This is a genomic window from Vibrio sp. KUL80, from assembly GCF_059725495.1.
In genome coordinates, this window is record NZ_AP045841.1 from 383,073 (window position 1) to 406,888 (window position 23,816).

Annotated in this window: 28 protein-coding genes and 1 pseudogene; 12 read left to right on the top strand and 17 right to left on the bottom strand. The window is 46.6% G+C overall.

The window, feature by feature from the left end; all coding sequences use genetic code 11:
* The first annotated feature begins 181 nt into the window (after positions 1–181).
* Together lptF and lptG are read left to right on the top strand one after the other, a co-directional pair.
* Positions 182–1,297, top strand: a complete 1,116-nt coding sequence (gene lptF / locus AC6I8U_RS01715) for an LPS export ABC transporter permease LptF (protein WP_042473175.1) — start codon at positions 182–184, stop codon at positions 1,295–1,297.
* 2 nt (positions 1,298–1,299) lie between these two features.
* Entirely contained in the window at positions 1,300–2,370 is a 1,071-nt protein-coding gene (lptG, locus tag AC6I8U_RS01720; protein WP_498017591.1) for an LPS export ABC transporter permease LptG, read from the top strand.
* Positions 2,371–2,424: 54 nt separating this feature from the next.
* Here the strand turns inward: lptG and mgtE are convergent.
* The 12 genes and pseudogenes from mgtE to AC6I8U_RS01780 form a co-directional block, all read right to left on the bottom strand.
* Positions 2,425–3,782, bottom strand: a pseudogene (gene mgtE, locus AC6I8U_RS01725) (magnesium transporter).
* A gap of 123 nt (positions 3,783–3,905) precedes the next feature.
* On the bottom strand, positions 3,906–4,181 hold the full coding sequence (locus AC6I8U_RS01730; RefSeq protein ID WP_042473181.1) for an HPr family phosphocarrier protein: 276 nt from the start codon (positions 4,179–4,181) through the stop codon (positions 3,906–3,908).
* Between the two features lie 8 nt (positions 4,182–4,189).
* On the bottom strand, positions 4,190–5,047 hold the full coding sequence (rapZ, locus tag AC6I8U_RS01735) for an RNase adapter RapZ (protein WP_446570135.1): 858 nt from the start codon (positions 5,045–5,047) through the stop codon (positions 4,190–4,192).
* 18 nt (positions 5,048–5,065) lie between these two features.
* A complete protein-coding gene (gene ptsN, locus AC6I8U_RS01740; protein ID WP_042473185.1) occupies positions 5,066–5,512 on the bottom strand; it encodes a PTS IIA-like nitrogen regulatory protein PtsN in 447 nt (148 codons plus the stop codon).
* Position 5,513: 1 nt separating this feature from the next.
* Positions 5,514–5,801 carry a ribosome hibernation promoting factor gene (gene hpf, locus AC6I8U_RS01745; RefSeq protein ID WP_042473188.1) on the bottom strand — a complete coding sequence of 96 codons (288 nt, stop codon included), beginning with the start codon at positions 5,799–5,801 and terminating at the stop codon, positions 5,514–5,516.
* 25 nt (positions 5,802–5,826) lie between these two features.
* Positions 5,827–7,293 (bottom strand): RNA polymerase factor sigma-54, encoded by a 1,467-nt coding sequence (locus AC6I8U_RS01750; protein WP_498017592.1) that lies wholly within the window; start codon positions 7,291–7,293, stop codon positions 5,827–5,829.
* Between the two features lie 46 nt (positions 7,294–7,339).
* A complete protein-coding gene (gene lptB, locus AC6I8U_RS01755) occupies positions 7,340–8,065 on the bottom strand; it encodes an LPS export ABC transporter ATP-binding protein (RefSeq protein ID WP_042473193.1) in 726 nt (241 codons plus the stop codon).
* A gap of 8 nt (positions 8,066–8,073) precedes the next feature.
* A complete protein-coding gene (gene lptA, locus AC6I8U_RS01760; RefSeq protein ID WP_042473195.1) occupies positions 8,074–8,571 on the bottom strand; it encodes a lipopolysaccharide transport periplasmic protein LptA in 498 nt (165 codons plus the stop codon).
* Positions 8,552–9,115 (bottom strand): LPS export ABC transporter periplasmic protein LptC, encoded by a 564-nt coding sequence (lptC, locus tag AC6I8U_RS01765; protein WP_252012629.1) that lies wholly within the window; start codon positions 9,113–9,115, stop codon positions 8,552–8,554. Before lptC ends, lptA begins: the two co-directional genes overlap by 20 nt.
* Positions 9,112–9,669, bottom strand: a complete 558-nt coding sequence (kdsC, locus tag AC6I8U_RS01770; RefSeq protein WP_498017593.1) for a 3-deoxy-manno-octulosonate-8-phosphatase KdsC — start codon at positions 9,667–9,669, stop codon at positions 9,112–9,114. Before kdsC ends, lptC begins: the two co-directional genes overlap by 4 nt.
* Positions 9,669–10,637 (bottom strand): KpsF/GutQ family sugar-phosphate isomerase, encoded by a 969-nt coding sequence (locus tag AC6I8U_RS01775; RefSeq protein WP_394150914.1) that lies wholly within the window; start codon positions 10,635–10,637, stop codon positions 9,669–9,671. Before AC6I8U_RS01775 ends, kdsC begins: the two co-directional genes overlap by 1 nt.
* Before the next feature lie 10 nt (positions 10,638–10,647).
* On the bottom strand, positions 10,648–11,619 hold the full coding sequence (locus AC6I8U_RS01780) for a calcium/sodium antiporter (protein WP_128650060.1): 972 nt from the start codon (positions 11,617–11,619) through the stop codon (positions 10,648–10,650).
* Between the two features lie 289 nt (positions 11,620–11,908).
* On the opposite strand from AC6I8U_RS01780, the gene mlaF reads away from it, so the two are divergent.
* The 8 genes from mlaF to AC6I8U_RS01820 all read left to right on the top strand — a co-directional run bounded on the left by mlaF (position 11,909) and on the right by AC6I8U_RS01820 (position 17,293).
* Positions 11,909–12,703: a phospholipid ABC transporter ATP-binding protein MlaF gene (gene mlaF, locus AC6I8U_RS01785; protein ID WP_498017594.1), complete on the top strand. Its 795-nt coding sequence runs from the start codon at positions 11,909–11,911 to the stop codon at positions 12,701–12,703.
* A gap of 1 nt (position 12,704) precedes the next feature.
* Positions 12,705–13,493: a lipid asymmetry maintenance ABC transporter permease subunit MlaE gene (gene mlaE, locus AC6I8U_RS01790; protein WP_252012623.1), complete on the top strand. Its 789-nt coding sequence runs from the start codon at positions 12,705–12,707 to the stop codon at positions 13,491–13,493.
* 29 nt (positions 13,494–13,522) lie between these two features.
* Positions 13,523–14,008, top strand: a complete 486-nt coding sequence (gene mlaD / locus AC6I8U_RS01795; protein ID WP_128650063.1) for an outer membrane lipid asymmetry maintenance protein MlaD — start codon at positions 13,523–13,525, stop codon at positions 14,006–14,008.
* A 4-nt stretch (positions 14,009–14,012) separates the two neighbouring features.
* Positions 14,013–14,651, top strand: a complete 639-nt coding sequence (mlaC, locus tag AC6I8U_RS01800) for a phospholipid-binding protein MlaC (RefSeq protein WP_446570131.1) — start codon at positions 14,013–14,015, stop codon at positions 14,649–14,651.
* Positions 14,651–14,953, top strand: a complete 303-nt coding sequence (locus tag AC6I8U_RS01805; RefSeq protein WP_498018299.1) for an STAS domain-containing protein — start codon at positions 14,651–14,653, stop codon at positions 14,951–14,953. The genes mlaC and AC6I8U_RS01805 overlap by 1 nt, the downstream gene beginning before the upstream one ends.
* Before the next feature lie 9 nt (positions 14,954–14,962).
* On the top strand, positions 14,963–15,217 hold the full coding sequence (gene ibaG / locus AC6I8U_RS01810) for a BolA family iron metabolism protein IbaG (RefSeq protein ID WP_042473211.1): 255 nt from the start codon (positions 14,963–14,965) through the stop codon (positions 15,215–15,217).
* A 9-nt stretch (positions 15,218–15,226) separates the two neighbouring features.
* Positions 15,227–16,492: a UDP-N-acetylglucosamine 1-carboxyvinyltransferase gene (murA, locus tag AC6I8U_RS01815; protein WP_042473215.1), complete on the top strand. Its 1,266-nt coding sequence runs from the start codon at positions 15,227–15,229 to the stop codon at positions 16,490–16,492.
* 72 nt (positions 16,493–16,564) lie between these two features.
* On the top strand, positions 16,565–17,293 hold the full coding sequence (locus tag AC6I8U_RS01820) for a 1-acylglycerol-3-phosphate O-acyltransferase (protein ID WP_446570129.1): 729 nt from the start codon (positions 16,565–16,567) through the stop codon (positions 17,291–17,293).
* 49 nt (positions 17,294–17,342) lie between these two features.
* Here the strand turns inward: AC6I8U_RS01820 and AC6I8U_RS01825 are convergent, their stop codons facing one another.
* The 5 genes from AC6I8U_RS01825 to arcA all read right to left on the bottom strand — a co-directional run bounded on the left by AC6I8U_RS01825 (position 17,343) and on the right by arcA (position 21,870).
* Positions 17,343–17,732, bottom strand: coding sequence for a RidA family protein (locus AC6I8U_RS01825; RefSeq protein ID WP_042473220.1), 390 nt, complete (start codon positions 17,730–17,732; stop codon positions 17,343–17,345).
* A 129-nt stretch (positions 17,733–17,861) separates the two neighbouring features.
* A complete protein-coding gene (pyrI, locus tag AC6I8U_RS01830) occupies positions 17,862–18,323 on the bottom strand; it encodes an aspartate carbamoyltransferase regulatory subunit (protein ID WP_498017595.1) in 462 nt (153 codons plus the stop codon).
* A gap of 14 nt (positions 18,324–18,337) precedes the next feature.
* Positions 18,338–19,267 carry an aspartate carbamoyltransferase gene (gene pyrB, locus AC6I8U_RS01835; RefSeq protein WP_042473226.1) on the bottom strand — a complete coding sequence of 310 codons (930 nt, stop codon included), beginning with the start codon at positions 19,265–19,267 and terminating at the stop codon, positions 18,338–18,340.
* A gap of 255 nt (positions 19,268–19,522) precedes the next feature.
* A complete protein-coding gene (gene argF / locus AC6I8U_RS01840) occupies positions 19,523–20,527 on the bottom strand; it encodes an ornithine carbamoyltransferase (RefSeq protein ID WP_498017596.1) in 1,005 nt (334 codons plus the stop codon).
* A 122-nt stretch (positions 20,528–20,649) separates the two neighbouring features.
* The gene (gene arcA / locus AC6I8U_RS01845; RefSeq protein ID WP_042473228.1) at positions 20,650–21,870 is read right to left on the bottom strand and encodes an arginine deiminase; all 1,221 of its coding nucleotides are present in this window, start codon (positions 21,868–21,870) and stop codon (positions 20,650–20,652) included.
* Positions 21,871–22,432: 562 nt separating this feature from the next.
* Between arcA and rraB the strand changes: the two genes are divergently transcribed.
* The gene (rraB, locus tag AC6I8U_RS01850; protein ID WP_042473231.1) at positions 22,433–22,846 is read left to right on the top strand and encodes a ribonuclease E inhibitor RraB; all 414 of its coding nucleotides are present in this window, start codon (positions 22,433–22,435) and stop codon (positions 22,844–22,846) included.
* Positions 22,847–22,956: 110 nt separating this feature from the next.
* Positions 22,957–23,757 carry a glycosyl hydrolase 2 galactose-binding domain-containing protein gene (locus AC6I8U_RS01855; RefSeq protein ID WP_498017597.1) on the top strand — a complete coding sequence of 267 codons (801 nt, stop codon included), beginning with the start codon at positions 22,957–22,959 and terminating at the stop codon, positions 23,755–23,757.
* Positions 23,758–23,816: the final 59 nt, after the last annotated feature.

A 23,816-nucleotide genomic window follows, 5' to 3' on the forward strand; every position in this document is an offset into this window, starting at 1 on the left:
ACATCCTAAAGACAAATAGAACTAAATGTTAGATAATCGATTATTAGTGTTTGAAATTTATGTGCCAATTCGGCCTATAATCTAAAGATAAGAATCGATCAAAAAAGTAAAAAATAAAAGGTTTACCCGAAAACTATAGCGATTCAATCAAAAAAACAAGTTTTGTATAGGTGTTTTCACTGTGATTATTGTTAGATATTTGATCAGAGAAACAGTTAAGAGCCAGTTAGCCATCTTTTTCGTGCTCTTTCTCGTGTTTTTCAGTCGTCAATTTATCCAAGTGCTTGCTGACGCGTCAGATGGAAGTATTCCCGCTGGGCTCATCATGACGTTAGCGGGTATCAGTATGCCAACCATGGGGCTTTTGATGTTCCCGTTGAGTATATACATAGGCATATTGGTAACTTTTGGGCGTCTATACGCTGAAAGTGAAATTACCGTTATGAATGCCACGGGCATTGGCAACAAATTCCTTATTCGTGCCGCTATGTATCTAGCGGTTATTACCACGACGTTGGCCGCTGTGAACGCATTTTGGCTCGCGCCATGGACTCAAGAACAAGAAGTACAGATTCGTGAGAAGCTGGCGTCTGAAAACTCAGTTGAACTGCTGCAAACAGGCAGTTTTCAACGCACACCAGACGGCTCTTCGGTCGTGTTCATTGATGATATTCGCAATCGCAAACTAGAAAATGTGTTTGTGGCACAGCTTAGCCCTCGTGATTCTGTATTACCGAGTGTGATTTCGGCGAAGTCGGGGGATGTGAAGGAGCTTAGTGATGGGCGACAGATCATCGCGCTATACGATGGCGTTCGCTACGAAGGTGTTCCCACTCGTTTGGAATACATGATTACCGACTTCTCGGAATACGAAGGGGTGATAGGCCAACGAGAAGTTCAGCAAAGAGGGCGTTCTTGGATGGCGATACCAACGCTCGACCTTATCAGTGATCCGACACCGAAAGCACAAGCTGAGCTGCACTGGAGGATTTCACTTGTGGTTTGTATCCCTCTGCTCACCATGCTGGTGGTGCCTTTATCTGCTGTGAATCCACGACAAAGCAAGTTTGCTAAAATGGGACCTGCGATCTTTGTTTATTTTGCGTATTTTATGGCAATCAGTGCGATGAAGTCTGCGTTAGAAGATGGCGCATTTCCAACGTATATTGGTCTGTGGCCCGTCAACTTTGCCCTGTTGGTGGCAGCGATAGGCGTTAACACATGGGATACCGTACCTGTCCGACGATTCAGAGAAAACTGGCGTCGTAAGCGGTTTAAGAAGCAAGAGGTAGCCTAAGCGTGTTTAGAATCTTAGACGTCTATGTTGGTCGCACTATTATCACCACCATTTTATTGGTGCTGTCGGTCTTTGTTGGTTTGTCAGCGGTGATTAAGTTTGTAGAGCAGTTGCGTGCGGTAGGTGAGGGCAGCTATGACATGTTGTCTGCTGTCTATTTTGTGTTGCTGAGTATGCCGCGTGATATTGAGCTGTTTTTCTCAATGGCCGCATTATTAGGCTCGCTGGTGGGCCTAGGTATGCTTGCGAGTAGCTCAGAGCTTGTGGTCATGCAGGCCGCGGGTATTTCAAAAGTCCGCATCGGCTTCTCCGTACTGAAAACCGCTCTTCCCCTTATGCTTGTGGTGATGGCTCTCGGTGAATGGGGGGCGCCAACGACACAGCAAATGGCTCGTGACTTAAGGCTTGAGGCGATATCGGGCGGCAGTATTGTTTCAGTCCGCAACGGGGTTTGGGCTCGTGATGCCAATGATTTTATTTTTATTTCTAAGGTCGATGGGCAATCGATCGAAGGACTGAATTTATGGCGCTTTGATACTGATAAACATCTGACCACGACCATTTATGCCGATAGTGCCGATTACTTAGGTGATAACCTTTGGGAGATGCATGGCGTTCATGTGACTGACATGGCGAATGATGTTGTGTTGAGTAAAGAGACCAAGGAGACACAAGAGTGGCGTACGTCACTGGTACCCGATAAGTTGGCGATCGTGACTGTTGACCTTAATGAGCTACCTTTAAGTGGGTTGTGGGACTATACGCAATATTTGAAAGCGTCCGAGCAAGATGCTTCTCGTTATGAGCTCGCTTTCTGGCGTAAAGCGACGCAGCCTATTTCCGTTGCAGTTATGATGTTGATGGCACTGTCTTTTGTATTTGGACCACTTCGTAGCGTTACCATGGGCGCACGTATACTTTCGGGGGTTGTTGCTGGCTTTACCTTCTATATTTCTAGCGAGTTCTTTGGTCCCGTTAGCTTGGTTTATGGCATCTCACCGTTGTTTGGTGCGTTAGGGCCAAGCTTAGTGTTCTTGACGATTGCATTGCTGTTATTGAGAAGAAAACTCTAGCCACTCATCACTGTTTTAAATTCATTAAAAAAGGCTCCTTGCGGAGCCTTTTTTCTAACTGATCATTATGGTTGCGAGACCAAGGAATACCGATAAACCGACAACATCTGTGATGGTCGTTAACGCCATCCCACCTGCTAATGCAGGGTCAATGTTCATTTTCTTGAGAAGAATTGGGATAGTTACGCCTGCAACCCCAGCGACCAATAGGTTGGTCATCATTGCTGCAGAAATGATACCGCCTAACATCCAGTCGCCTTTCCAAGCAACAACAATACCACCAATGATCAGTGCCCACAGTATGCCGTTGAGAAAACCGATAGCGGCTTCTTTCAGTAATAGCTCTCGGCGGTTACTGTCACCAATGTGCCCGAGCGCCAATCCACGGATTACAAGTGCCACGGTTTGGTTACCGGCAACTCCACCCATTGAAGGCACGATCGTCATCAAGACGGCAATGGCTGCCATTTGCTCTAGCGTTGCTTCAAACATATTTGAAACCGAGGCAGCAGCAAGTGCAGCGAGTACGTTAGCCCCTAACCATACACTACGACGCCTTGCCGATTTAACCACTGGAGCAAAAGTGTCCTCATCATCATCCATACCCGCCATACTCATCATTGAGTGTTCTGCGTCTTCACGAATGATATCAACCACATCATCGATGGTGATACGACCGACGAGGTGATGTTCACTATCGACAACCGGTGCGGAGACCCAGTCACGACGTTCGAACAGCGATGCCACATCAGAGTCACTGGTTTCGACGTGAATCGCTTCATCGGCATCGTCCATGACGTCACTGACTTTGATATCGGGCTGAGTGGTTAACAAAGTGGTCAACGAAAGGTGACCAATCAGCATATCGTCTTCGTCAATAACATACAGCGCATCAGTGGCTTCTGGAAGCTCCCTTTCATACGCAAGTAACGCAATACCACATCGACATCAACATCACTACGAATGGTAATGAAGTCGGTATTCATAATACCGCCAGCGGTATCCTCGGGGTATGACAGTGCGGTTTCGACGCGCAGTCGGTCGACGGCATCCATCTGTGAAAGAACTTCGCGAGAGACATCGTCAGGAAGGCTACGTAGGACGTATGCAACGTCATCGGTATCCATGCCCTCTGTCGCTTCTGCAAGCTTCTCTGGCGCCATTTTAGAGACAAGGGCGTCTTTTACATCCTCGTTGAGTTCATCGAGGATTTCACCATAGTCTTCAGGATCGGTAAGTTGCCACAATACCTCACGGCTTTTTCGTGGAGAGGCCTCTAAAAGGTGGGCAATATCTTCAGGCTCCATGTCCTGAAGTTGTCTACGAACGAATACGAAGCGGCCGTTTTCCAGCGCTTCAGTGACTTCTTGGAGGGTTTGGTGAGCTTGATCGAATTCTATTTGCTCTGCCATGGATGCCCCCTACACTCAACTGCTTTTTAATGTACTGAATATTAGCCTAATTCTGCTTGTTAATTAATAAGAAGTTATGAATGAGGAGAAAGTTTTTGTCATGAGGGTGGGAGTGTTTAGATGTTACTCATCTTCATCGAAGCGATGCTCGACTAGGTCGCATACCGCATTGAGCGCTTGCTCTGCTTGAGTGCCTGTCGCTTTAATGGTGATATTTTCACCTTGAGCCGACTCGAGCATCAGAAGACCCATGACGCTATCGGCCGTGGCTTCTTTCTGTTCGTGGTTACATATCGTCACTGTGGCATCAAAACTCTGTGCAAGTTCAACCAGTTTAACCGCTGCGCGGGCATGTAGACCAAGACGGTTAAGAATAAGAACAGTGCGTGAGTGAGACATGTAACTTCCTATTTGTTTTTTTCTAGCGAGGCGTGACGGATTTTGACTTTGTGCCCAAGCTGTTCGAAGTACTCACCAATTTGTTGAGTAATGTAGACTGAGCGATGCTTACCACCGGTGCAACCAATCGCAACCGTAAGGTAACTGCGGTTGTTTTTTTCTAACAGAGGAAGCCAGCGTTCAACGAACCCTTGGATTTGCTGCTTTAGTTCGATGACGTCTGGATAAGACTCAAGGAAAGACTTAATCGGAGCGTCGAGCCCAGTCATTGGACGCAGTTCTGGCTGCCAGTGTGGGTTAGGTAGAAAGCGCACATCAAACACATAATCAGCGTCGCTTGGCATACCGAACTTAAAGCCAAAAGATTGGAAGACCATGACCAGCTCTTTCTTCTCTCGACCTTCTAGTTGAAAGCGTATGGTTTCACTTAAATCATGAATCGACTGCTCACTTGAGTCGATAATGAAATCTGCTTGCTCTTTGATTGGGGCAAGGAGAGAGTGTTCTAGGTCGATAGCTTGTTCTAGAGACAGCTTGTCTTCTCTTTGTGAAAGCGGGTGAATTCGACGAGTTTCACTGTATCGAGTGAGTAGCACTGATTTGCTGGCATCCAAAAACAGCAGCTTTACATCATGCTTGAGACTAAGTTGGTCGAGTGTCAGTGATAGCTGAGCTAGGTTCTTGGGTAAGTTTCGAATATCAATACTTACCGCGACACTTTGCTGAGTATCTTGCGTTGAATCGACAAAAGGGCCGAGAAGGTCGACGGGAAGGTTGTCGACGCAGTAGTAGCCAGAGTCTTCTAACACACGAAGAGCGACACTTTTGCCCGCTCCTGAGTGTCCACTTACCACAACCAAACGCATGTCAGCTTTCTTCCTTGATTAGTGACTAACGATGATGTCGTAAAGCTCTTGGTCACTTTGAGCATTACGAAGTTGTTTTAACACGGCTTTGTCGTTAAGACGTTCAGCCATGCAAGAAAGCGTCTTTAGATGCTCTTTGCATTGCGCGTCTGGCACAAGCAGGGCGAACATAAGATCGACCGGACGATTGTCAATGGCATCAAAGTCGACGGCATCTTGGCATTGCAACAATACGGCGACGGCTTTATCGCTGTCTTGCATACGAGCGTGAGGAATGGCGATTCCATTGCCGATACCGGTACTGCCCACTTTTTCGCGGCTGAGCATACACTCGAACAGTTCCGTTGAGTTTTGTCCAGTGTGCTCTGCGGCGATCTCACTAATGATTTCTAGGGCGCGCTTTTTGCTCGTACAAGGGACTGCACTTTTGGTGCAGTCCAATGTTAATACTTCACTTATTTGCATTTTAGTGATTACTTAATTTTTCTTTATGCTTATTCAGCTGTCTAGTTAGCTTATCTACTAACGAGTCAATCGCAGCATACATACTCTCATCATTGGAGGCTGCGTGAATTTCAGCTTGATTTACGTGGAGCGTAGCTTCGGCGATCTGGTTTAGTTTTTCAACTTTTAAAACCACATGAATGTTATTTATATGCTCAAAAAAGCGCTCGAGCTTCTGAAATTTACTGTGAACGTAGTCTTGCATTGAATCAGTGAGATCAACATGGTGGCCTGTAATTTGAATTTGCATAGACTTTCCTTCTTAGTTAATGACCTTAAAGTAGGCGTTTTCGCTGACTGGAAGGGGCGATGCCCAGAGATTCACGGTATTTCGCTATGGTTCGCCTAGCGACCTGAATTCCTTGGTCAGCGAGTTGAGCTGCGATTTTACTATCGCTCAATGGCTTGGCTGGGTTTTCCGCAGCGACAAGCTTCTTGATTAGGGCGCGGATGGCAGTTGATGAGCATTCGCCACCATTGTCTGTCGACACATGACTGGAGAAGAAATATTTGAGCTCAAAAATGCCTCGCGGAGTATGCATATATTTTTGTGTGGTGACTCGAGATATGGTGGACTCGTGCATGTCGACGGCAAGCGCGACGTCATTGAGCACCATAGGTTTCATGGCCTCTTCACCGTATTCAAAGAAGTCGTGTTGATGCTCTACAATGCACTTCGCTACTTTGAGCAGCGTTTCATTGCGGCTCTCTAGGCTTTTGATTAGCCATTTGGCCTCTTGAAGGTTTGAGCGAATATACTGGCTGTCTGCACTGTTGCCAGTACCTAGCTGAGCATATTGTTGGTTCACCTTGAGCTTAGGCACGCTGTCAGGGTTGATCTGTACCACCCATTTTCCGCGGTCTTTAAATACGGATACGTCAGGAACGACATATTCTGTTTCATCTGGGGTAATTTTGCTACCGGGTCTTGGGTCGAGCTGTTGAATCAGTTTTAGAACTTCGCGAAGCTCTGCTTCTTTGAGCTTGGTTTCTTTGATAACGAGTTTGTAATCTCGGTTACCTAACTGGTCAATGTGGTGAGTAAGCACTAACTTGGCTTCAGCTAACCACGGTGTATCCTCTGGGAAGGTAGCAAGTTGTAGTAGTAGGCAGTCCTGAAGATTGAGCGACGCGATACCGAGTGGATCAAACTGCTGTATGCGTTTGCGAACCGCTTCGACTTCATCAAGCTCGACATCTTCAATATCGACACTCTCAAGAATATCTTCACATGATAGGGTGAGATATCCGTAGTCATCTACCGCATCGATAATAGCGAGTGCAATGGCACGATCGGTCTCTGAGAAAGGCGTTAAATCGAGTTGCCAGACAAGGTAGTCCTGCAGTGACTGTGTTGTCTCACCCTGATAGATCGGCATATCATCATCAACGGCGATACCTGTGTTACCCGTATTGGCACTGTAGACGTCGTCCCATGTGGTATCCATCTCGAGCTCATTGGAAATCTCTGATTTTTCAATCTGTTCAGAGCTATCTTTGAGATCAGGTTCGCTAGTGACCTCTGCAGTCGTGCCCTCATCTTTGCTGTCTGAGCTCGCTTTCTCTTCGCTGTTCGATTCTTCTGAAGATTCTTCGACATCGAGAAGAGGGTTTGAGTCCAGTGCCTCTTGGATCTCTTGCTGCAAATCGAGCGTGGACAACTGCAGCAAGCGAATTGCTTGTTGCAACTGAGGCGTCATTGCTAACTGTTGACCTAGCTTGAGTTGTAATGAGGGTTTCATGCAGTATTATGGGCCTATTATAAATATTGTATCCGTGCCTATTAAATCATAGTCTGAATTGTTCACCGAGATAAACCTGTTTTACGTGTTCATTATTGAGAACATCTTCAGGACTTCCTTCAGCGATCAAGTGACCTTGACTTACGATGTAGGCTTTTTCGCAGACATCTAGCGTTTCACGCACATTGTGGTCGGTGATAAGGACACCCAACCCTCTGTCGCGCAAGTGTTCAATGATTTTCTTTATATCAATTACTGAGATTGGGTCAACCCCAGCAAATGGCTCATCGAGCAGAATAAACTGCGGGTTTGCAGCCAGAGCTCTAGCGATTTCTACCCGTCTTCTCTCACCACCGGAGAGGGCCATGCCTGCGCTTTTGCGGATATGCTGAATATTAAACTCATCAAGCAAATCTTCCAGTCGGTCCTGTCTTTGCTCTTGAGTGAGCTCATTACGGGTTTCAAGAACCGCCATAATGTTGTGCTCAACACTCAGCTTACGGAAGATGGATGCTTCTTGAGGTAAGTAGCCAATGCCCATTTTGGCGCGGCTATGCATAGGCAAAATGCTGATGTCATTGTCATCGATAGTGATCGTGCCTTCATCGCGAGCGACCAGACCAACGATCATGTAAAATGAGGTTGTTTTACCTGCGCCATTCGGGCCAAGCAGACCGACAATTTGACCTGACTCTACAGATAGGCTTACATCGGATACGACCTTGCGGTTTTTATAGCTTTTCGCCAAATGCGCGGCTTTAAGTAACGCCATACTGGACTCTACTTCTCTTGAACTTGTTGTGGTTGAAGAACCGTGGATACACGCTCGTTGGCGTTGCCATCAGCAACCAGCTTTTGTGATGAAATTCGGTACTTAATTGTAGTACCTCGGATGACACTGTCGTCTTGAGACAGCATAGCTTGTTGCTTCATCGTGAGCTGATCGTCTTTTAGGGAGTAGTGAAGCTCTTTCGCTTCGCCGTATAGGGTTTTACCGTCGTCAGTCAACTGAGAAAAGGTGGCGAGATCACCAAACCCTTGGATCACTTGAATCGCCCCAGTTTGTGCCTCTCGAGTAACGACAATTTTGTCGGCGTTGATGTTAATACTGCCTTGTTTTAACTTCACATCACCTGCAAAGGTCACTTGATTGCTTTTCATATCAAGCTGCTGCGTGTCTGAGTCAATGTATACCGGTTGTTCAGTATCCGTTGATAGCGCCAGCGCCGCTGTCGGAAGCAACAAACACAGGCTGAGACTAAGGTGCGAGAGTTTCATATTTGCTATTCACTTTTTTATACAGTTCCGCGAGGTGGTTAGCGAAGTTTCCTTTCATCGCTTCGCCTTGCGTTTCAAATTTAGGGCCCAGCATAATGACTTTGCTGTCAGCCCAAAAATCACGATTTTCGAGTTTGATACTCATTTGCTGGGTAGACAAGGTGTCAAAGCCAGAGTCTGCCAGCAAGTTTTGTGCGACGACATTCGTATACAGCGTCAGGACTTCTTGTTTGTCCAGCACGGCTTTCTCGGCGGATATTTCCCACTCTTGCGTTTCTCCGTTGGCGAAAATACGCAGAACGGGTTGCTGAAATACCGTTTCTCCTTTCTTGGAGAAGTGCTCAAGGTGTGCAGAGCTGATGCTGTAGCTGCGCACGCCAGTGTCGCTGTACGAAATGTTGTGTAAGTTTGTGCCGCTAAAAGCGGGCAGTTCGATATCTGGCTCTATTTGGATGACATTCGAGTCATCCTTGCTGTACAGGTAGTAAGTACTGCCTGCCGCAATAATTGCAAGTAAACTGTAAAGAATACGAGATAAACTCATATACTTAGACCCTTGTGAAGCTCAAGTTCTCCCTTTGATTCTAGGATCAGATCACAGATTTCCCTAACCGCGCCGTGTCCGCCATGAATAGAGGTGACATAATCAGCCTTTTTCGCGAGCAAAGGATGCCCATCAGCAACACAGATACCTAACCCAACTTGCTCCATGACAGGCCAGTCGATTAGGTCATCACCAATGTATGCCGTGTTCTGAGCATCGATGTTCAATTTTTGACAGATGTCTTGATACGCCACTACTTTGTCATCTTGTCCTTGGTAAATCAATGAGATACCCAAGGCTTTCATTCGGTTCTCGACAATCTTAGAGCTGCGACCAGTGATTATGGCAACTTGGATGCCTGCGCTCATTAGCGCTTTGACACCATAGCCATCACGGGTATGAAAGGTTTTAAGTTCTTCGCCATCGTTACCCATGTAGATAAGGCCGTCAGAAAATACACCATCAACGTCGCAAATCAAAAGCTGAATGCCTGCTGCCTTGTCAACGATGCTTTTGTTGATTGAACCGTATAAGGTTTCGACTTGTTCTGACACTACATCACTCCTGCTTTGAGTAGATCGTGCATGTTTAATGCACCCACTACTTTATTATCGTCTAGTAGTACCAGACCATTTATGTTCTTTGATTGCATCAAGTTCAGACCTTCGGCAGCAAGCATGTTTGGCGTTGCTGTCGTTGGATTGGCAATCATTACTTCACCAATCGTGGTTTCATGAATATCCACTCGGCGGTCTAAAATTCGGCGTAAGTCACCGTCGGTGAATATACCAAGCAATGCATTGTTCTCGTCAACGATGGTCGTCATACCCAGACCTTTGTTGGAAATCTCGAGTAGGGCGTCTCTCACTAGCATAGTCGGGTTGACCATAGGTAGTGCGTCTCCAGAGTGCATGATGTCGCTGAGTTTGAGAAGTAGTTTGCGACCAAGCGCGCCACCAGGATGAGAGAGTGCAAAGTCTTCTTCGCTGAATCCACGGGCCTCAAGCAGAGCGATAGCCAAAGCATCGCCCATAACAAGCGTCGCAGTTGAGCTAGAGGTTGGCGCTAAACCTAATGGGCAGGCTTCTTTAGGCACGGTAATCTGTAAGTGAAAATCAGACAATTTACCCATGGTTGAAGCCGGCTTGCCAGTCATGCTCACCGTGGTGATCCCTAAGCGTTTGAACACTGGGAACAGGCTGATGATCTCATGAGCCTCACCAGAATTAGAGATAGCAATCACCAGATCATGCGCTTCTATCATACCCAGATCGCCATGGGCAGCTTCACCCGGATGGACAAAAAATGCGGATGTACCTGTACTGGCGAGTGTTGCAGCGATCTTTTTACCGATATGCCCCGACTTGCCAATTCCCATCACAATGACTTTGCCTTTGTGCTCTAAGATGGCGCGACATACCGCTTCAAACTGCTCATCGAAATAGCGCTCTAAGTGCACTAATGCTTGAACTTCGGTATCTAAAACTCGCTTTGCACTGCGAATAAAATCAAAATCAGACATGCTGCTGCTCCTACGCCGCCATGTTTGCGAACAGGTAGATTTGGTAGCCTAAGAAGAGGATAAACAAGATTCCCCCTTCAATACGGTTGATGCTTTTCGACTTACCTAGCGCCATAACGACCAGTAATAAAGACAAGCCTAGCATGACCCAAAAATCACGCCCCATAGCGTGCTCACTGAGCACTGATGGGTTTAGAATGCCCGGGATGCCCATTACCGCTAGGATATTAAATACGTTTGAGCCGATGATATTACCGACCGCCATATCATCTTCGCCCTTGAGTACGCCTGCTAGCGACGCGGCAAGTTCAGGTAAGCTAGTACCGATCGCGATAATCGTCAGACCGATAACAAGGTCGCTCATACCAAAATATTGTGCAATGGTGACAGCGCTGTCCACCAAACGATCGGCGGCTAACGGCAAAACGATGAGACCGATAACCACCCACATAGCGGCTTTGCCGTTACTGACGCCTTCTGGGACTTCAGATTCTTGGTCGTCTAGTAGAGCATCATTATTACCTGTCTCTCGTTCAGCTTTACTGATTCGTAGCATGGCCAAGATAAAGGCAGCGAATAGGGCAAACAGAATCACACCCTCTAGGAAACCAAGGTGGCTATCCCATAAAATAAGGCCTGCTACTAGTGTGACCGCAATCATCAGTGGGAGTTCGCGTCTCAGAACCGCAGAAGAGATAGAAAGCGGCTTGATCATGGCGGTAATGCCGAGGATAAGTGCGATGTTGGCAATGTTCGAGCCGAGGACGTTACCCACAGCGGTGTCCGTCTTTCCGTCTAATGCTGCTGTTGCTGAAACCATCATTTCTGGCGCGGAAGACCCCATTGCCAGAATCGTCATACCAATCACTAAAGGCGAGATACCAACATTGCGTGCCAACGCTGCAGCACCAAACACCAGTTTATCCGCGCTCCATACGAGAAAAACCAGTCCAATAATCAGAAACACCACGGCTTCGAGCATGTTTAAATCCACTTATTTTTTTCTGAGACATTTGGCGGCTAATTTTGACGCTTTGTCATCCAAAATGGAAGCTAATCAATAAATAAAATACCGATAGCGCTCGGAATTGCGTACCTTTAAAAGTACAGGCAAAGCGTTTGCCGTTTTTTAGAGTGACCTCTCTTATTCCCTAATCACTGTGAATTTGTTGAATTGTTTATACAACTGAATGAAGCTTAGGGTTTTAATTGCACGCTTGTATCATTACTATGGAGAGTCACTGAGTTTGAAATTCGAGATAGGGAAGTCTATGTCAAACAACGACTTGGTTTCGATTAGCGGGTTGTCTTTTTCTCGTGGCTCACGTGTCATTTTCGATGACATTGAGCTGCATGTTCCAAAAGGAAAAGTCACCGCGATTATGGGACCATCAGGGATCGGCAAAACAACACTACTGCGCTTGATAGGTGGGCAATTGATGCCCGACCAAGGCGAGGTGTGGTTTGACGGTGACAACATTCCTACTCTGTCTCGCAAGCGCCTCTATCAAGTTCGCAAAAAAATGAGCATGTTGTTTCAGTCAGGTGCGCTGTTTACTGATTTGACTGTGTTTGACAATGTTGCCTTTCCATTGCGGGAGCACACCGCTCTTGATGAATCCATGATTCGCACGCTGGTGTTGCTCAAACTTGAAGCGGTGGGTCTGCGAGGTGCGGCGGAGTTAATGCCAAGTGAACTCTCTGGTGGCATGGCTCGGCGTGCCGCTCTGGCTAGAGCCATCGCACTCGACCCTGAACTTATCTTGTACGATGAGCCTTTTGTTGGCCAAGACCCGATTACTATGGGGGTGTTGGTTGAGCTTATTCGCAAACTCAATAACGCGCTCAATGTCACCTCTGTTGTGGTCTCACACGATGTGCCTGAAGTCATGTCGATAGCAGACTGGGTGTACCTGTTAGCGAATGGCAAGATTGTGGCGAAAGGGACGCCAGATGAGCTTCGCAACAACCCCGATCCTCAGATTCAACAATTTCTCAATGGTGACGCGGATGGTCCAGTGCCGTTTCGCTTCCCTGCCATGCCCCTAGAACAGGAGCTCTTCTAATATGACGACACCTAGTCTGTGGATTCAGAAAGTTGGTCAACGAGCGCTCTCTATCGGTTATGCCTGGGGGCGCGCTACGTTTATGTTGCTCGGTGTGCTGCTATCCAGACCACAACCTAAAAAGCATTTTCCCTTATTAGTGAAACAGCTTCACAACGTGGGCGTGCAGTCCTTGGCGATCATTATGGTCTCAGGACTATTTATAGGCATGGTACTGAGTTTACAAGGTTATGTAGTGCTGGTGGATTATGGCGCTGAAGGCAGTTTGGGTCAGATGGTGGCACTCTCATTGCTTCGTGAGCTTGGTCCAGTGGTCACTGCGTTGCTGTTTGCTGGACGAGCTGGCTCGGCGCTTACAGCTGAAATTGGTTTGATGAAGGCAACAGAGCAGCTATCGAGTTTAGAAATGATGGCGGTTGATCCTCTTAAGAGAGTGATAGCACCTCGTTTTTGGGCGGGCGTGATCTCTATGCCACTGCTCGCGATGATCTTTATGTCCATCGGCATATGGGGTGGACAGCTAGTGGGTGTTGACTGGAAGGGCATTGATCACGGCAGCTTTTGGTCTGCGATGCAGTCTTCCGTGGAACTTGGACGAGATATTGGTAATAGCGCAATTAAATGTGTGGTCTTTGCCATCACAGTAACTTGGATTGCGCTGTTTAACGGGTATGACGCGACGCCGACCTCTGAGGGTATCAGTCAAGCAACGACTCGCACTGTGGTGCATTCTTCCCTCGCGGTGCTCGGATTGGATTTTGTTCTTACTGCCTTAATGTTTGGCAACTAAGCTTAAAGCAATAATTAAAGGAACTCTTGATGCAACAGACAAGAAAGTTGGAATTGTGGGTAGGCAGTTTTGTGTTGTTGGGCCTTGGCGCAATCTTGTTTATGATTTTTCAGGTTGCTGACGTGAAGAGTCTTGGTTCGGGTGACACTTACACTCTGGAAGCAAGATTCGACAACATAGGCAGCCTTAAAGTGCGCTCACCAGTAAAAGTTGGCGGTGTGGTTATTGGGCGTGTGAGTGATATCCACCTCGACAAAGAGTCATTTTTACCTGTGGTTAGCCTGTCGATCAGCAGTGATTACCAGTTTCCAGAAACGTCAAGCGCGCAGGTACTGACCTCTGGTCTGATAGGCGAACAGTACATCGGCTTGGTCCCTGGTTTTGTATTTGACGATGAAGGCTACCTAGCGGATGGCGACCGTATTGAAGATACAAAGTCGGCATTAGTGCTTGAAGATATGATAGGCCAGGTGCTCTACAGCATTGGAGGTTCTGATGAGACAAGTAAGGAGTAACGCCATGTTTAAACGGTTTATTTTGATGGTCTCTGCGCTGTTTATGTCATTGAATGTGATGGCAACAGAGATTGATGCGACACAGCCTTACGATATGATAATGAAGGTGTCCGACAAGGCATTTTCACGCTTGGGAGCAGAGCAAGATAAAATTCAGGCTGATCCTGACTACCTCAAAGTGGTGGTTGAGGAAGAGCTGATGCCCTATGTGAATTATCGCTATGCGGCGCTTAAACTGCTGGGTCCTAACCTCAAGGGAGCCAAGCGTGAAGATGTGCTCGAGTTTATCGAGGCATTTCGTGCCTATTTGGTGACCTCTTATGCTCAGGTTTTGACTCAGTATACTGGGCAAGACGTGAAGTTTGGTCCCGAGCCTAAGATCGACGACAAAACCACAATTATCGGCGTCAAGGTTACCATTATGGACTCCCCAAGACCGAACATAAATCTTGAGTTTAAGCTTCGCAAAGATAAGAAAACCGGTGAGTGGAAAGCCTTTGATATGATTGCTGAAGGTATTAGCTTACTGTCTAGCAAGCAATCCGAGTGGAATACTAAAATTCGCCAAGAAGGCGTGCTGTCCGTGGCGAAAGAGCTCGAACAGTTAGCGAAGGCACCTATTCGTTTTGAAGGTAGTAAGTAATCGTGGTAGCGAAATTAGAACAGCGTACTGACACAACGCTTGCTCTGGTGGGTAATATTGACCGCGACACCGTGCCCGAGCTTTGGCGCTCGATTCAAACGGTTTCTTTCACTCAGCCAGAGGTTAAGTTGGAGCTTGAACAGGTCGAACGCTTCGATTCTGCAGGATTGGTGATGTTAATCCACTTATTAGAGCATGCAAAAAATCGAAAGTGTCATATAATGCTCAGCTTCGTGCCCGATGAGCTGAACATACTGTTTCAGCTATATAACGTTGAATCAGTCATAGAGAAACACATTTAGGAGTATCTTGTGGATAGCACAAAAGTACAGGAACTATTACAAAACGCGTTGAACCTAGAAGAGCTGCACGTCAAAGGCGAAGGCAGTCACTATGAAGTTATCGCGGTAGATGCTCAATTTGAAGGCATGAGCCGAGTTAAAAAGCAGCAGATGATCTATGGTCCTCTGATGGAATACATTCAGCGTAATGACATCCACGCAGTTTCAATTAAAGCCTATACTCCAGAAGAGTGGGCTCGTGATAAAAAGCTGATGTCTCTGTAAGGTTTATTAATGGATAAGTTTCGAGTTATTGGATCGGATGCTCCGCTGACAGGCGAAGTGTCGATCTCTGGTGCTAAGAACGCAGCACTACCAATTTTGTTTGCATCTATCCTGGCTGAAGAGCCAGTTGAGGTAGCGAACGTTCCCCATCTTCGCGATATCGATACGACGATGAAACTGCTTAGCCGCCTTGGCGCAAAAGTACGTCGTAATGGTTCGGTTCATGTTGATGGCAGTGAAATCAATGAGCTATGTGCTCCTTACGATCTGGTTAAAACCATGCGTGCATCGATTTGGGCATTAGGCCCACTTGTGGCGCGTTTTGGTAAAGGTCAAGTATCGCTGCCAGGTGGCTGTGCTATCGGTGCCCGCCCTGTGGATCTTCATATTCATGGTCTGGAACAGCTTGGCGCAACGATCACGCTAGAAGACGGCTACGTAAAAGCTGAAGTCGATGGTCGTCTGAAAGGCGCTCATATCGTGATGGATAAAGTCAGTGTTGGTGCGACCATCACTATCATGTGTGCAGCGACGCTTGCTGAAGGCACAACTGTGTTAGATAACGCAGCGCGTGAGCCTGAGATTGTCGACACGGCCGATTTCCTAAATAAGCTTGGTGCGAAAGTGACAGGTGCAGGTACCGACACCATTACTATTGAAGGTGTTGAGCGTCTATCGGGTGGCAAGCACACGGTAGTGGCTGATCGTATCGAAACAGGCACCTTCTTGGTTGCTGCTGCGGTATCGGGTGGCAAAGTAGTATGTCGTAATACCAGTGCACACCTACTTGAGGCCGTGCTAGCGAAGCTAGAAGAAGCGGGCGCTGATATTGAGACCGGGGAAGACTGGATCTCGCTTGATATGACAGGTCGTGAGCTCAAAGCCGTCTCGATTCGTACCGCGCCACACCCAGGCTTCCCAACCGACATGCAAGCACAGTTCACGCTGTTGAACATGATGGCGAAAGGCGGTGGTGTGATCACGGAAACTATCTTCGAAAACCGCTTTATGCATGTGCCAGAGCTAATGCGTATGGGCGCAAAAGCAGAAATCGAAGGCAACACAGTGATTTGTGGTGACGTCGATTCTCTGAGCGGCGCTCAAGTGATGGCGACAGACCTTCGTGCATCTGCAAGCCTAGTTATCGCAGGCTGTATTGCTCATGGTGAGACGCTGGTGGATCGCATCTATCACATCGATCGCGGTTATGAGCGCATCGAAGACAAATTGTCAGCGCTCGGTGCCAACATTACTCGTGTCGCGGGCGATGAATAACAACATTTAAGATTCAATTAGCCGAAATCCAAGGGTTTCGGCTTTTTTATGAAGCCATTGTCGGAGAACAAAATGGTTGCTTTACTTCGCTGCATCGCAGTGGCTATTTTCGCTGTAGTGATGTTTGTATTTGGTTGTGGCTACTGTCTACTTAGCCCGAGAAACCCAAAACACGTATTTACCTTTGGTCGTTACTTTGGTGCCATGTCTAAAATCCTTGGCGTTAAGCTCGACCTTCGTCTTCCAGAAGATGCATACAAGCGTGGTCAGCACATCTATATCGCCAACCACCAAAATAACTGGGATCTTTTTACGGTATCTTCAGCGGTGACACCAAACGTTGTGACCGTTGGTAAGAAGAGCTTACTTTGGATGCCGCTTTTCGGTCAGCTTTACTATCTAACGGGTAACATCCTGATTGATCGTGCTAACCGCAGTAAGGCAAAAGGTACGATTGACCAAGTGGTTGATAGTATGAAGAAGAGTAACTTGTCGGTATGGATGTTCCCGGAAGGGACGCGCTCGCGCGGTCGCGGTTTGCTACCGTTTAAAACAGGTGCGTTCCACGCAGCAATTGGCGCCGACGTGCCAATCATCCCTATCGTGTGTAGCAGCACAGGACACCTGAAGCTTAATAAGTGGGATAACGGACATATCATCGTAGAGATGTTGCCGCCAGTCTCAGTAGAAGGCTACGGAAAAGAGGACGTACGCAAACTTGCCAATGTCTGCCGTGAACAAATGGTAGAGAAACTTGCCGAGTTAGATGCCGAAGTCGCTGAACTGAACGCCAAGAAATAACGAAAAAGGGTTGCCAATGGCAACCCTTTTTTCTATTCAAGCAGAGCGATTATTTGCGAACCGCGATCGCTTCAATTTCAATTTTCACATCTTTAGGAAGACGAGCAACCTCAACACAAGAACGTGCTGGGTAGTTTGCTACTTCGTGCTCATCAAAGAACTTGCCGTATACTTCGTTAACCGTGCCGAAATCGTTTAGGTCTTTCACGAATACTGTCATTTTAACGATGTCAGAAACAGTTAGGCCAGAGGCTTCAACCACAGCTTTTACGTTGTCTAGAGACTGACGTGCTTGCTCTGAAATGTCGTCAGACACTTCACCCGTTTGAGGGTTTACTGGGATTTGGCCTGAAGTCAGTACCATGTTGCCTAGGTCAACACCTTGAACGTAAGGACCGATTGCTGCTGGTGCAGATTCTGTATGAAGTACTTTTGTCATCGTTTTATCCATTATGATGGGATTAGTAAGAGGTCTAGACTGCCTCTAGGACAAATAAAAATCAAGCCTACGATGTTTAGAAATATCGTAGGCTTGAATATCTATTAACAAGGATTTCGTGAGCGGGTTCTATCGCTCAGTCACAATCTCGCGCGAGTAGACTTTTTCGCAGTATTTACACTTTAAGCGAATGTCATCGTGCTTCTCGAATACCTTAAAGCTGCTGTCGACGGGCTCGTTGTGAGTAATACAGTTACTGTTTGGACACTCGAATATGCCAGTTATCGTTTCTGGTAGTTCTAGAGCCAGCTTTTTACACACTTCGTAGTTTTCAATCTGATTGACCGTTGCGTGTGGCGCATACAAAGCAAGCTTGTTCGCCTGCTCTTCGGTAACGAATACGTTTTCAATCTTGAGCAGGTCTTTACTGCCCAGTGCCGAAGAAGGCAGGTTCAAGCCGATGGTGACGCGCTGCTTCGATTGGTCCATTGCAAATAGTTTAAGCACTTTAATGCCGATGTTTGCAGGGATGTGGTCGATGACAGTACCGTTCTTGATTGCTTCAACTTGCAATTGTGTTTCTTTAGCCATGACTGAATCTCTCCTTAAAGTGCTTCGTTAAGTACAAGGGCAAGCAGTGCTTCACGTGCGTACACGCCATTCTCTGCCTGTTGGAAGTAATAAGCGTAAGGCGTTTTATCAACGTCTACGGTGATTTCATCCACGCGAGGCAGTGGGTGTAGCACTTTAAGGTTGTTACGTGCGTCTTTTAGCGTTTCTGCAGACAGAATATACGCCGACTTAATATGAGCGTATTCTGACTCGTCAAAGCGCTCTTTTTGTACGCGAGTCATGTACAGAATATCAAGCTCAGGAACAACGCTGTCAATATCCGTGTGCAGGCTGTATTGGATACCTGCCTCTTCTAGCTCTTCGCAGATGTAATCTGGCATCGCTAACGCTTCTGGTGCAATGAAGTAGAAGCGAACATTGTTGAACTTCGCCAGAGCTTGCGTGAGTGAGTGAACCGTACGGCCGTATTTTAGGTCACCAACAAACGCCACGTTGATGTCATCAAGGCGACCTTGAGTTTCATAGATAGAATACAGATCGAGTAGCGTTTGCGTTGGGTGTTGGTTCGCACCATCACCGGCGTTGATAACAGGCACACCGTTCGAGAACTCAGAGGCTAGACGCGCTGCGCCTTCTTGTGGGTGGCGCATGACAAATGCGTCAACATAGGAAGAAATGACCTGCACAGAGTCTGCAAGAGTCTCACCCTTTTTCGCTAGAGAGGTGTTACCGCCACTGTCGAAACCAATCACATCACCACCGATGCGCTGGATAGCCGTTTCGAATGAAAGTCGGGTACGTGTCGATGGCTCGAAGAAGCAGCTTGCCACGACTTTATTCTTGATTAACTCAGGTTGAGGGTTGGATTTCAGTTGACCCGCTGTCTTTACGATGAGCTCTAGCTCTTCACGTGACAGTTCCGGAATCGAGATAATGTGCTTTTGATAGAGCGTATTCGCCATGTTTATCTTCCCTATAGTTACAACCAGACCAGATTTAACAGCCATAAAAAAGCCCCCCATGATGGGAGGCTTAGAATTCGATAGGAAATAATAACGGTGCATGATAAGCAAATTGCTTATCGAGAGTGTGTTGTGATGTCAAACTCGCTTGCGCCATTAATCGTTCCCCAGACAAATTGCGAGGAATTATACGCCCAAATTTTGGGAGCGCAAGCGATTACATCAAACATTTAGCGTCAATTAGTGTGATATTTATTAACTGCCTAATGTAGCAACCATGACCGCTTTAATAGTATGCATACGGTTCTCTGCTTCATCAAAAACGATTGAATATTCAGACTCGAACACATCATTGGTCACTTCAAGGCCATTAAGTCCATATTTATCCGCAATTTCCTTACCTATAATCGTCTGATCATCATGGAATGCCGGCAAACAGTGCATAAATTTTACGTTTTTATTGCCGGTTGCTTTAATCATATCCATGTTGACTTGGTACGGTTTCATCAAGGCAATTCGCTCATCCCAAGCCTCGGCAGATTCACCCATCGAGACCCAAACGTCGGTGTAGAGGAAGTCACAATCGGCGACACCCGCTTGAACGTCTTCGGTCAACGTGATGGATGCGCCAGTTGATAGGGCAATAGTTTGGCATTCATCAACAAGGCTTTGCTCTGGCCAAAATGCTTTTGGCGCGACAAGGCGAATATCCATACCCATCTTTGCTGCGCCAACCATGAGTGAATTACCCATGTTGTTGCGTGCATCGCCAAGGTAAGCAAATTTCATCTGATGCAGTTGTTTGCCTTTGCCGTGCTCGAGCATAGTGAGAAAATCGGCAAGTATCTGAGTTGGGTGGAACTCATTCGTCAAACCATTCCAAACAGGGACACCTGCGTGCGCGCCTAACTCTTCGACAATCTCCTGACCAAATCCACGGTACTCGATACCGTCGTACATACGACCCAATACACGCGCGGTATCTTTCATTGACTCTTTGTGGCCAATTTGCGAGCCAGACGGGCCAATGTAAGAGACCTGAGCGCCTTGATCAAAGGCAGCGACTTCAAAAGCACATCGGGTACGGGTCGATGCTTTTTCGAAGATCAGCGCAATGTTTTTGCCGATGAGTTTTTTCTGTTCTGTGCCAGCGTATTTGGCGGCTTTGAGTTCTTTCGACATATCGAGCAAGAATTGAATCTCTTTAGGAGAAAAGTCGAGAAGTTTTAGAAAGTTCCTATTTCTTAAGTTGTAAGCCATGGTCCGTACCTCTGAATTAGTTTTCGATTTTATTTATACATATAAATTCTTATTTTGTGAATATTTATTTTAATTAAATGCAAAAAAAGCCCCTTTATAGGGGCTTTTGTAAATAGTTATGTTTAAATGCCATCGCGTTCAATAGGGCAGCTCATGCAGCGAGCACCACCACGCCCTCGTCCAAGTTCGTTCCCCGGAATGGTAAGAACTTGAATCCCAGCTTTGTCATATTTCTCGTTTGTGTAGACATTGCGCTCATAGCCAATCACAACACCTGGCTTCACGGTAAGAACGTTGTTGGCATCGTTCCACTGCTCGCGCTCTGCTTCGTAGTTGTCACCGCCGGTTGTGATGATCTTGAGCTGATCCACATCCAGAGCACTTTCGAGCGCTTTGAGATAATTCGGTAGCTTCTCGACCTGCATTTGCCCATTGTTTGATGCTGTAAGTCGCCACGTATCCAACTTGTCATTGATGATCTCTGGATAGACAGAGAAGGTATCGACATCCATATGGGTCATGACGGTATCGAGGTGCATACAAGAGCGATGCTTCGGTAGGTCGATAGCGATTACCTGGCTAGCTTGACCAGATTTAAATAGGTTCGCAGCCAAGTTTTCGACACCTTGTGGTGTCGTGCGCTCAGAGATACCAATCAGAACTGCCCCTTTACCTATGACAAGAACATCACCGCCTTCAATATTAGCGTTATCGTAGTGCAGATCTTCGTCGCCAAAGTATTTAATGAAATCTTGCCCAGCAAAGGTCGGGTGCCAACGATAGATAGCACGCAGATGGTTAGTCTCGCGCTGACGTGCAGGCTTCATCATTGGATTGAGCGACACGCCACCATAAACCCAGCATGATGTGTCACGGGTAAATAGGTGGTTAGGTAGCGGCTCGATCACGAAATCGAGCGGCTTGCTCATTTTCTGAAGAATAGAAGGGGTCTTCAGAGGCAATTCTGAGTAAGCCAGTCCACCCAGCAACACTGTCGCTAGATGTTCGTTGTCCATCTGTGACAGATATTGACGGATTTCATTGGCAAAGATTGGCCCATAGCGAAAATCTGAAATTTGTGTCTCTAAAAGCCAGGTTTTGGCTTGCTCGACCGCAAGCGTTTCAACTAACAAGTCATGAAGTAACAACACCTCGACATCTTGGCTGCGTAGCGTATTGGCAAATGCATCATGCTCTTCGCCTGCGGCTTCTACCGCGAGTACATCATCAAAGAGTAGCTCATGGCAGTTAGATGGGGTGAGGTGGGTTAGGGCTCTTTCTGGACGGTTTAACAAAACACGTCGTAATTGACCGACTTCCGAGCCGACGTACAACTTACTCATTACGATTCCTTTCAGCTTTAACTGCCGCTATTTATGACAAGCTTGTTATCAAGATGCAAGTTAGCATGGCAGTTAAAATTACTGTAAATACATACTTAAACCATAATATTTATTGATGTCAGCTTTGTTAACAGATAATGATGGAACTGTTTTGTGAGTAGAAAAGCCGAGCTTGATGCGTGAATATGCAGAGTGTTTTGAGAGTCTTTATTGATTTTTAATTGGTGTTTTGTGCATAAAAACACGGGCTTTAGGTAAAATACAGCAGCTAAACGAATAAACCTTGTTATCTAACGCTTTGGTAAGGACATGCGGATATGCATTTCAATCTCATAATGTTTCGTTGATGAATCGTAACAATCGTCATCACAAATGGCTGAATCGCCACGGACAGTTTCCAGAGATAGAGAAATGTTAAAATTATGTTTATGTGATCTAGATCGAGTTTCGTCGTTTGGAGGAAAGACAAAAATAGTCAGGAAAGATCTCGTTTTGATCTTTCGATCTCCGCTGACTTCTCGTATCATTCATGCCGTTAACCTATTTATAGCTGGAGCACTTTATGTCTCAACAAGATGAGTATATGTCCGTTGAAGAACTGATCGAATTTCAGAAGGAAGAAACTCGCGATATCATTCAAGCACTAATTGAAGATGGAAGTGATCCAGAAGCACTTTACGAGATCGAGCACCACCTATTCGCAGAAGACTTTGATCGTCTAGAGAAAGCGGTAGTTGAAGCGTTCAAGATGGGTTTCGAAGTTCTAGAAGCAGAAGAAACCGAAGATGAAGACGGCAACAAGTTGCTTTGCTGTGATGCGACCATGGAGTCGGCGCTTAATGCAGAACAAATTGATGCGCAGGTAGAGAAGTTGGTTCACCTAGCAGAGAAGTACGACATCATTTATGATGGTTGGGGTACTTACTACGAAGGTGAAGATGCACTTTACCCTGAAGAAGATGATGAAGACGAGTAACTCCTCTTCTAGAGAAAAGGTCAGCTAAGCTGACCTTTTTTGATCACGCTATCTTTCCAAAAACGATTTGATTATACTGCGCTAAATATGATCTGGGTCAAACTTAGCGAATGAAGATAAATCTCGACGGCCTCTGGCAACTCTCTCCCCTTACGGATCTTTCTATTCCTCAAGATGATCTGACGTTTCCCGGCCCATTAAGCCAAGTATTACCTGATCATCTATCAGAGCCATCCATTATCGAGCAAGAGTGGCACTTGATGCACGACTTTGTACTGACCGAGCAGCAACTCGCCAATCCGGCGGTGGATTTGGTGATTGGTGGCGTGGATTACTATGCGGAAGTTCGAATCAATGGGCGAGCAGTGATAGATTGTGATGGCAGTGAGACGACCTATCGTAAAGAGGTCAGAGCCCACCTTCAGGAAGGACCGAATCGCGTTGAAATCTTGTTTCTTGAGTTCGATGAGGATGACTTGCTGGTTGATATGGATAAGGCCCCAACCTGCTCACTTGTCCAAGAAAAAACGCGTACCGATGAGCGTATGGGTGTTTGGCAAATGCCGTATCTTCAGTTTATTCCTCACGTGCGCCTTGAGCATGTGGCAATGGAGCAGATATGGCACCATGGTGGCGGCTGCGAGTTTAAAGTCGACCTACATTACCAAACCTTTCGTGCTGGGCTTGTTTCTGCCTCTGTTCAGTTCAATGGCATGACGTATTTTCTGCCTATAGATGTTCGTGCTAATCAGGCATCGGCGCTGTTTCAGATAGAAGCTCCTAAGTATGCGAACCCTGAAGCTCCTAATAAAGACGACTTATATAACCTAGTTGTTGAACTTGATGGTCAACAGCAAGAGTTTGACGTTGCACTCAGCGAGCAGCTATGTGTCACTCACGTAGCATTATGACGTTTGATTGGACGGGCGGCGCGTAGCGAGCCTATGATTCCTCCCCTTTATAAGGGGAG

Bases quoted from the DNA above. Each gene is read 5' to 3' on its own strand.
- AC6I8U_RS01730 (WP_042473181.1), bottom strand. From the start codon at position 4,181: ATGTCTCACTCACGCACTGTTCTTATTCTTAACCGTCTTGGTCTACAT.
- rapZ (WP_446570135.1), bottom strand. From the start codon at position 5,047: ATGCGTTTGGTTGTGGTAAGTGGACACTCAGGAGCGGGCAAAAGTGTC.
- ptsN (WP_042473185.1), bottom strand. From the start codon at position 5,512: ATGCAAATAAGTGAAGTATTAACATTGGACTGCACCAAAAGTGCAGTC.
- hpf (WP_042473188.1), bottom strand. From the start codon at position 5,801: ATGCAAATTCAAATTACAGGCCACCATGTTGATCTCACTGATTCAATG.
- AC6I8U_RS01750 (WP_498017592.1), bottom strand. From the start codon at position 7,293: ATGAAACCCTCATTACAACTCAAGCTAGGTCAACAGTTAGCAATGACG.
- lptB (WP_042473193.1), bottom strand. From the start codon at position 8,065: ATGGCGTTACTTAAAGCCGCGCATTTGGCGAAAAGCTATAAAAACCGC.
- lptA (WP_042473195.1), bottom strand. From the start codon at position 8,571: ATGAAACTCTCGCACCTTAGTCTCAGCCTGTGTTTGTTGCTTCCGACA.
- lptC (WP_252012629.1), bottom strand. From the start codon at position 9,115: ATGAGTTTATCTCGTATTCTTTACAGTTTACTTGCAATTATTGCGGCA.
- AC6I8U_RS01775 (WP_394150914.1), bottom strand. From the start codon at position 10,637: ATGTCTGATTTTGATTTTATTCGCAGTGCAAAGCGAGTTTTAGATACC.
- AC6I8U_RS01780 (WP_128650060.1), bottom strand. From the start codon at position 11,619: ATGCTCGAAGCCGTGGTGTTTCTGATTATTGGACTGGTTTTTCTCGTA.
- mlaF (WP_498017594.1), top strand. From the start codon at position 11,909: ATGTCAAACAACGACTTGGTTTCGATTAGCGGGTTGTCTTTTTCTCGT.
- mlaE (WP_252012623.1), top strand. From the start codon at position 12,705: ATGACGACACCTAGTCTGTGGATTCAGAAAGTTGGTCAACGAGCGCTC.
- mlaD (WP_128650063.1), top strand. From the start codon at position 13,523: ATGCAACAGACAAGAAAGTTGGAATTGTGGGTAGGCAGTTTTGTGTTG.
- mlaC (WP_446570131.1), top strand. From the start codon at position 14,013: ATGTTTAAACGGTTTATTTTGATGGTCTCTGCGCTGTTTATGTCATTG.
- murA (WP_042473215.1), top strand. From the start codon at position 15,227: ATGGATAAGTTTCGAGTTATTGGATCGGATGCTCCGCTGACAGGCGAA.
- AC6I8U_RS01820 (WP_446570129.1), top strand. From the start codon at position 16,565: ATGGTTGCTTTACTTCGCTGCATCGCAGTGGCTATTTTCGCTGTAGTG.
- AC6I8U_RS01825 (WP_042473220.1), bottom strand. From the start codon at position 17,732: ATGACAAAAGTACTTCATACAGAATCTGCACCAGCAGCAATCGGTCCT.
- pyrI (WP_498017595.1), bottom strand. From the start codon at position 18,323: ATGGCTAAAGAAACACAATTGCAAGTTGAAGCAATCAAGAACGGTACT.
- pyrB (WP_042473226.1), bottom strand. From the start codon at position 19,267: ATGGCGAATACGCTCTATCAAAAGCACATTATCTCGATTCCGGAACTG.
- argF (WP_498017596.1), bottom strand. From the start codon at position 20,527: ATGGCTTACAACTTAAGAAATAGGAACTTTCTAAAACTTCTCGACTTT.
- arcA (WP_042473228.1), bottom strand. From the start codon at position 21,870: ATGAGTAAGTTGTACGTCGGCTCGGAAGTCGGTCAATTACGACGTGTT.
- rraB (WP_042473231.1), top strand. From the start codon at position 22,433: ATGTCTCAACAAGATGAGTATATGTCCGTTGAAGAACTGATCGAATTT.
- AC6I8U_RS01855 (WP_498017597.1), top strand. From the start codon at position 22,957: ATGAAGATAAATCTCGACGGCCTCTGGCAACTCTCTCCCCTTACGGAT.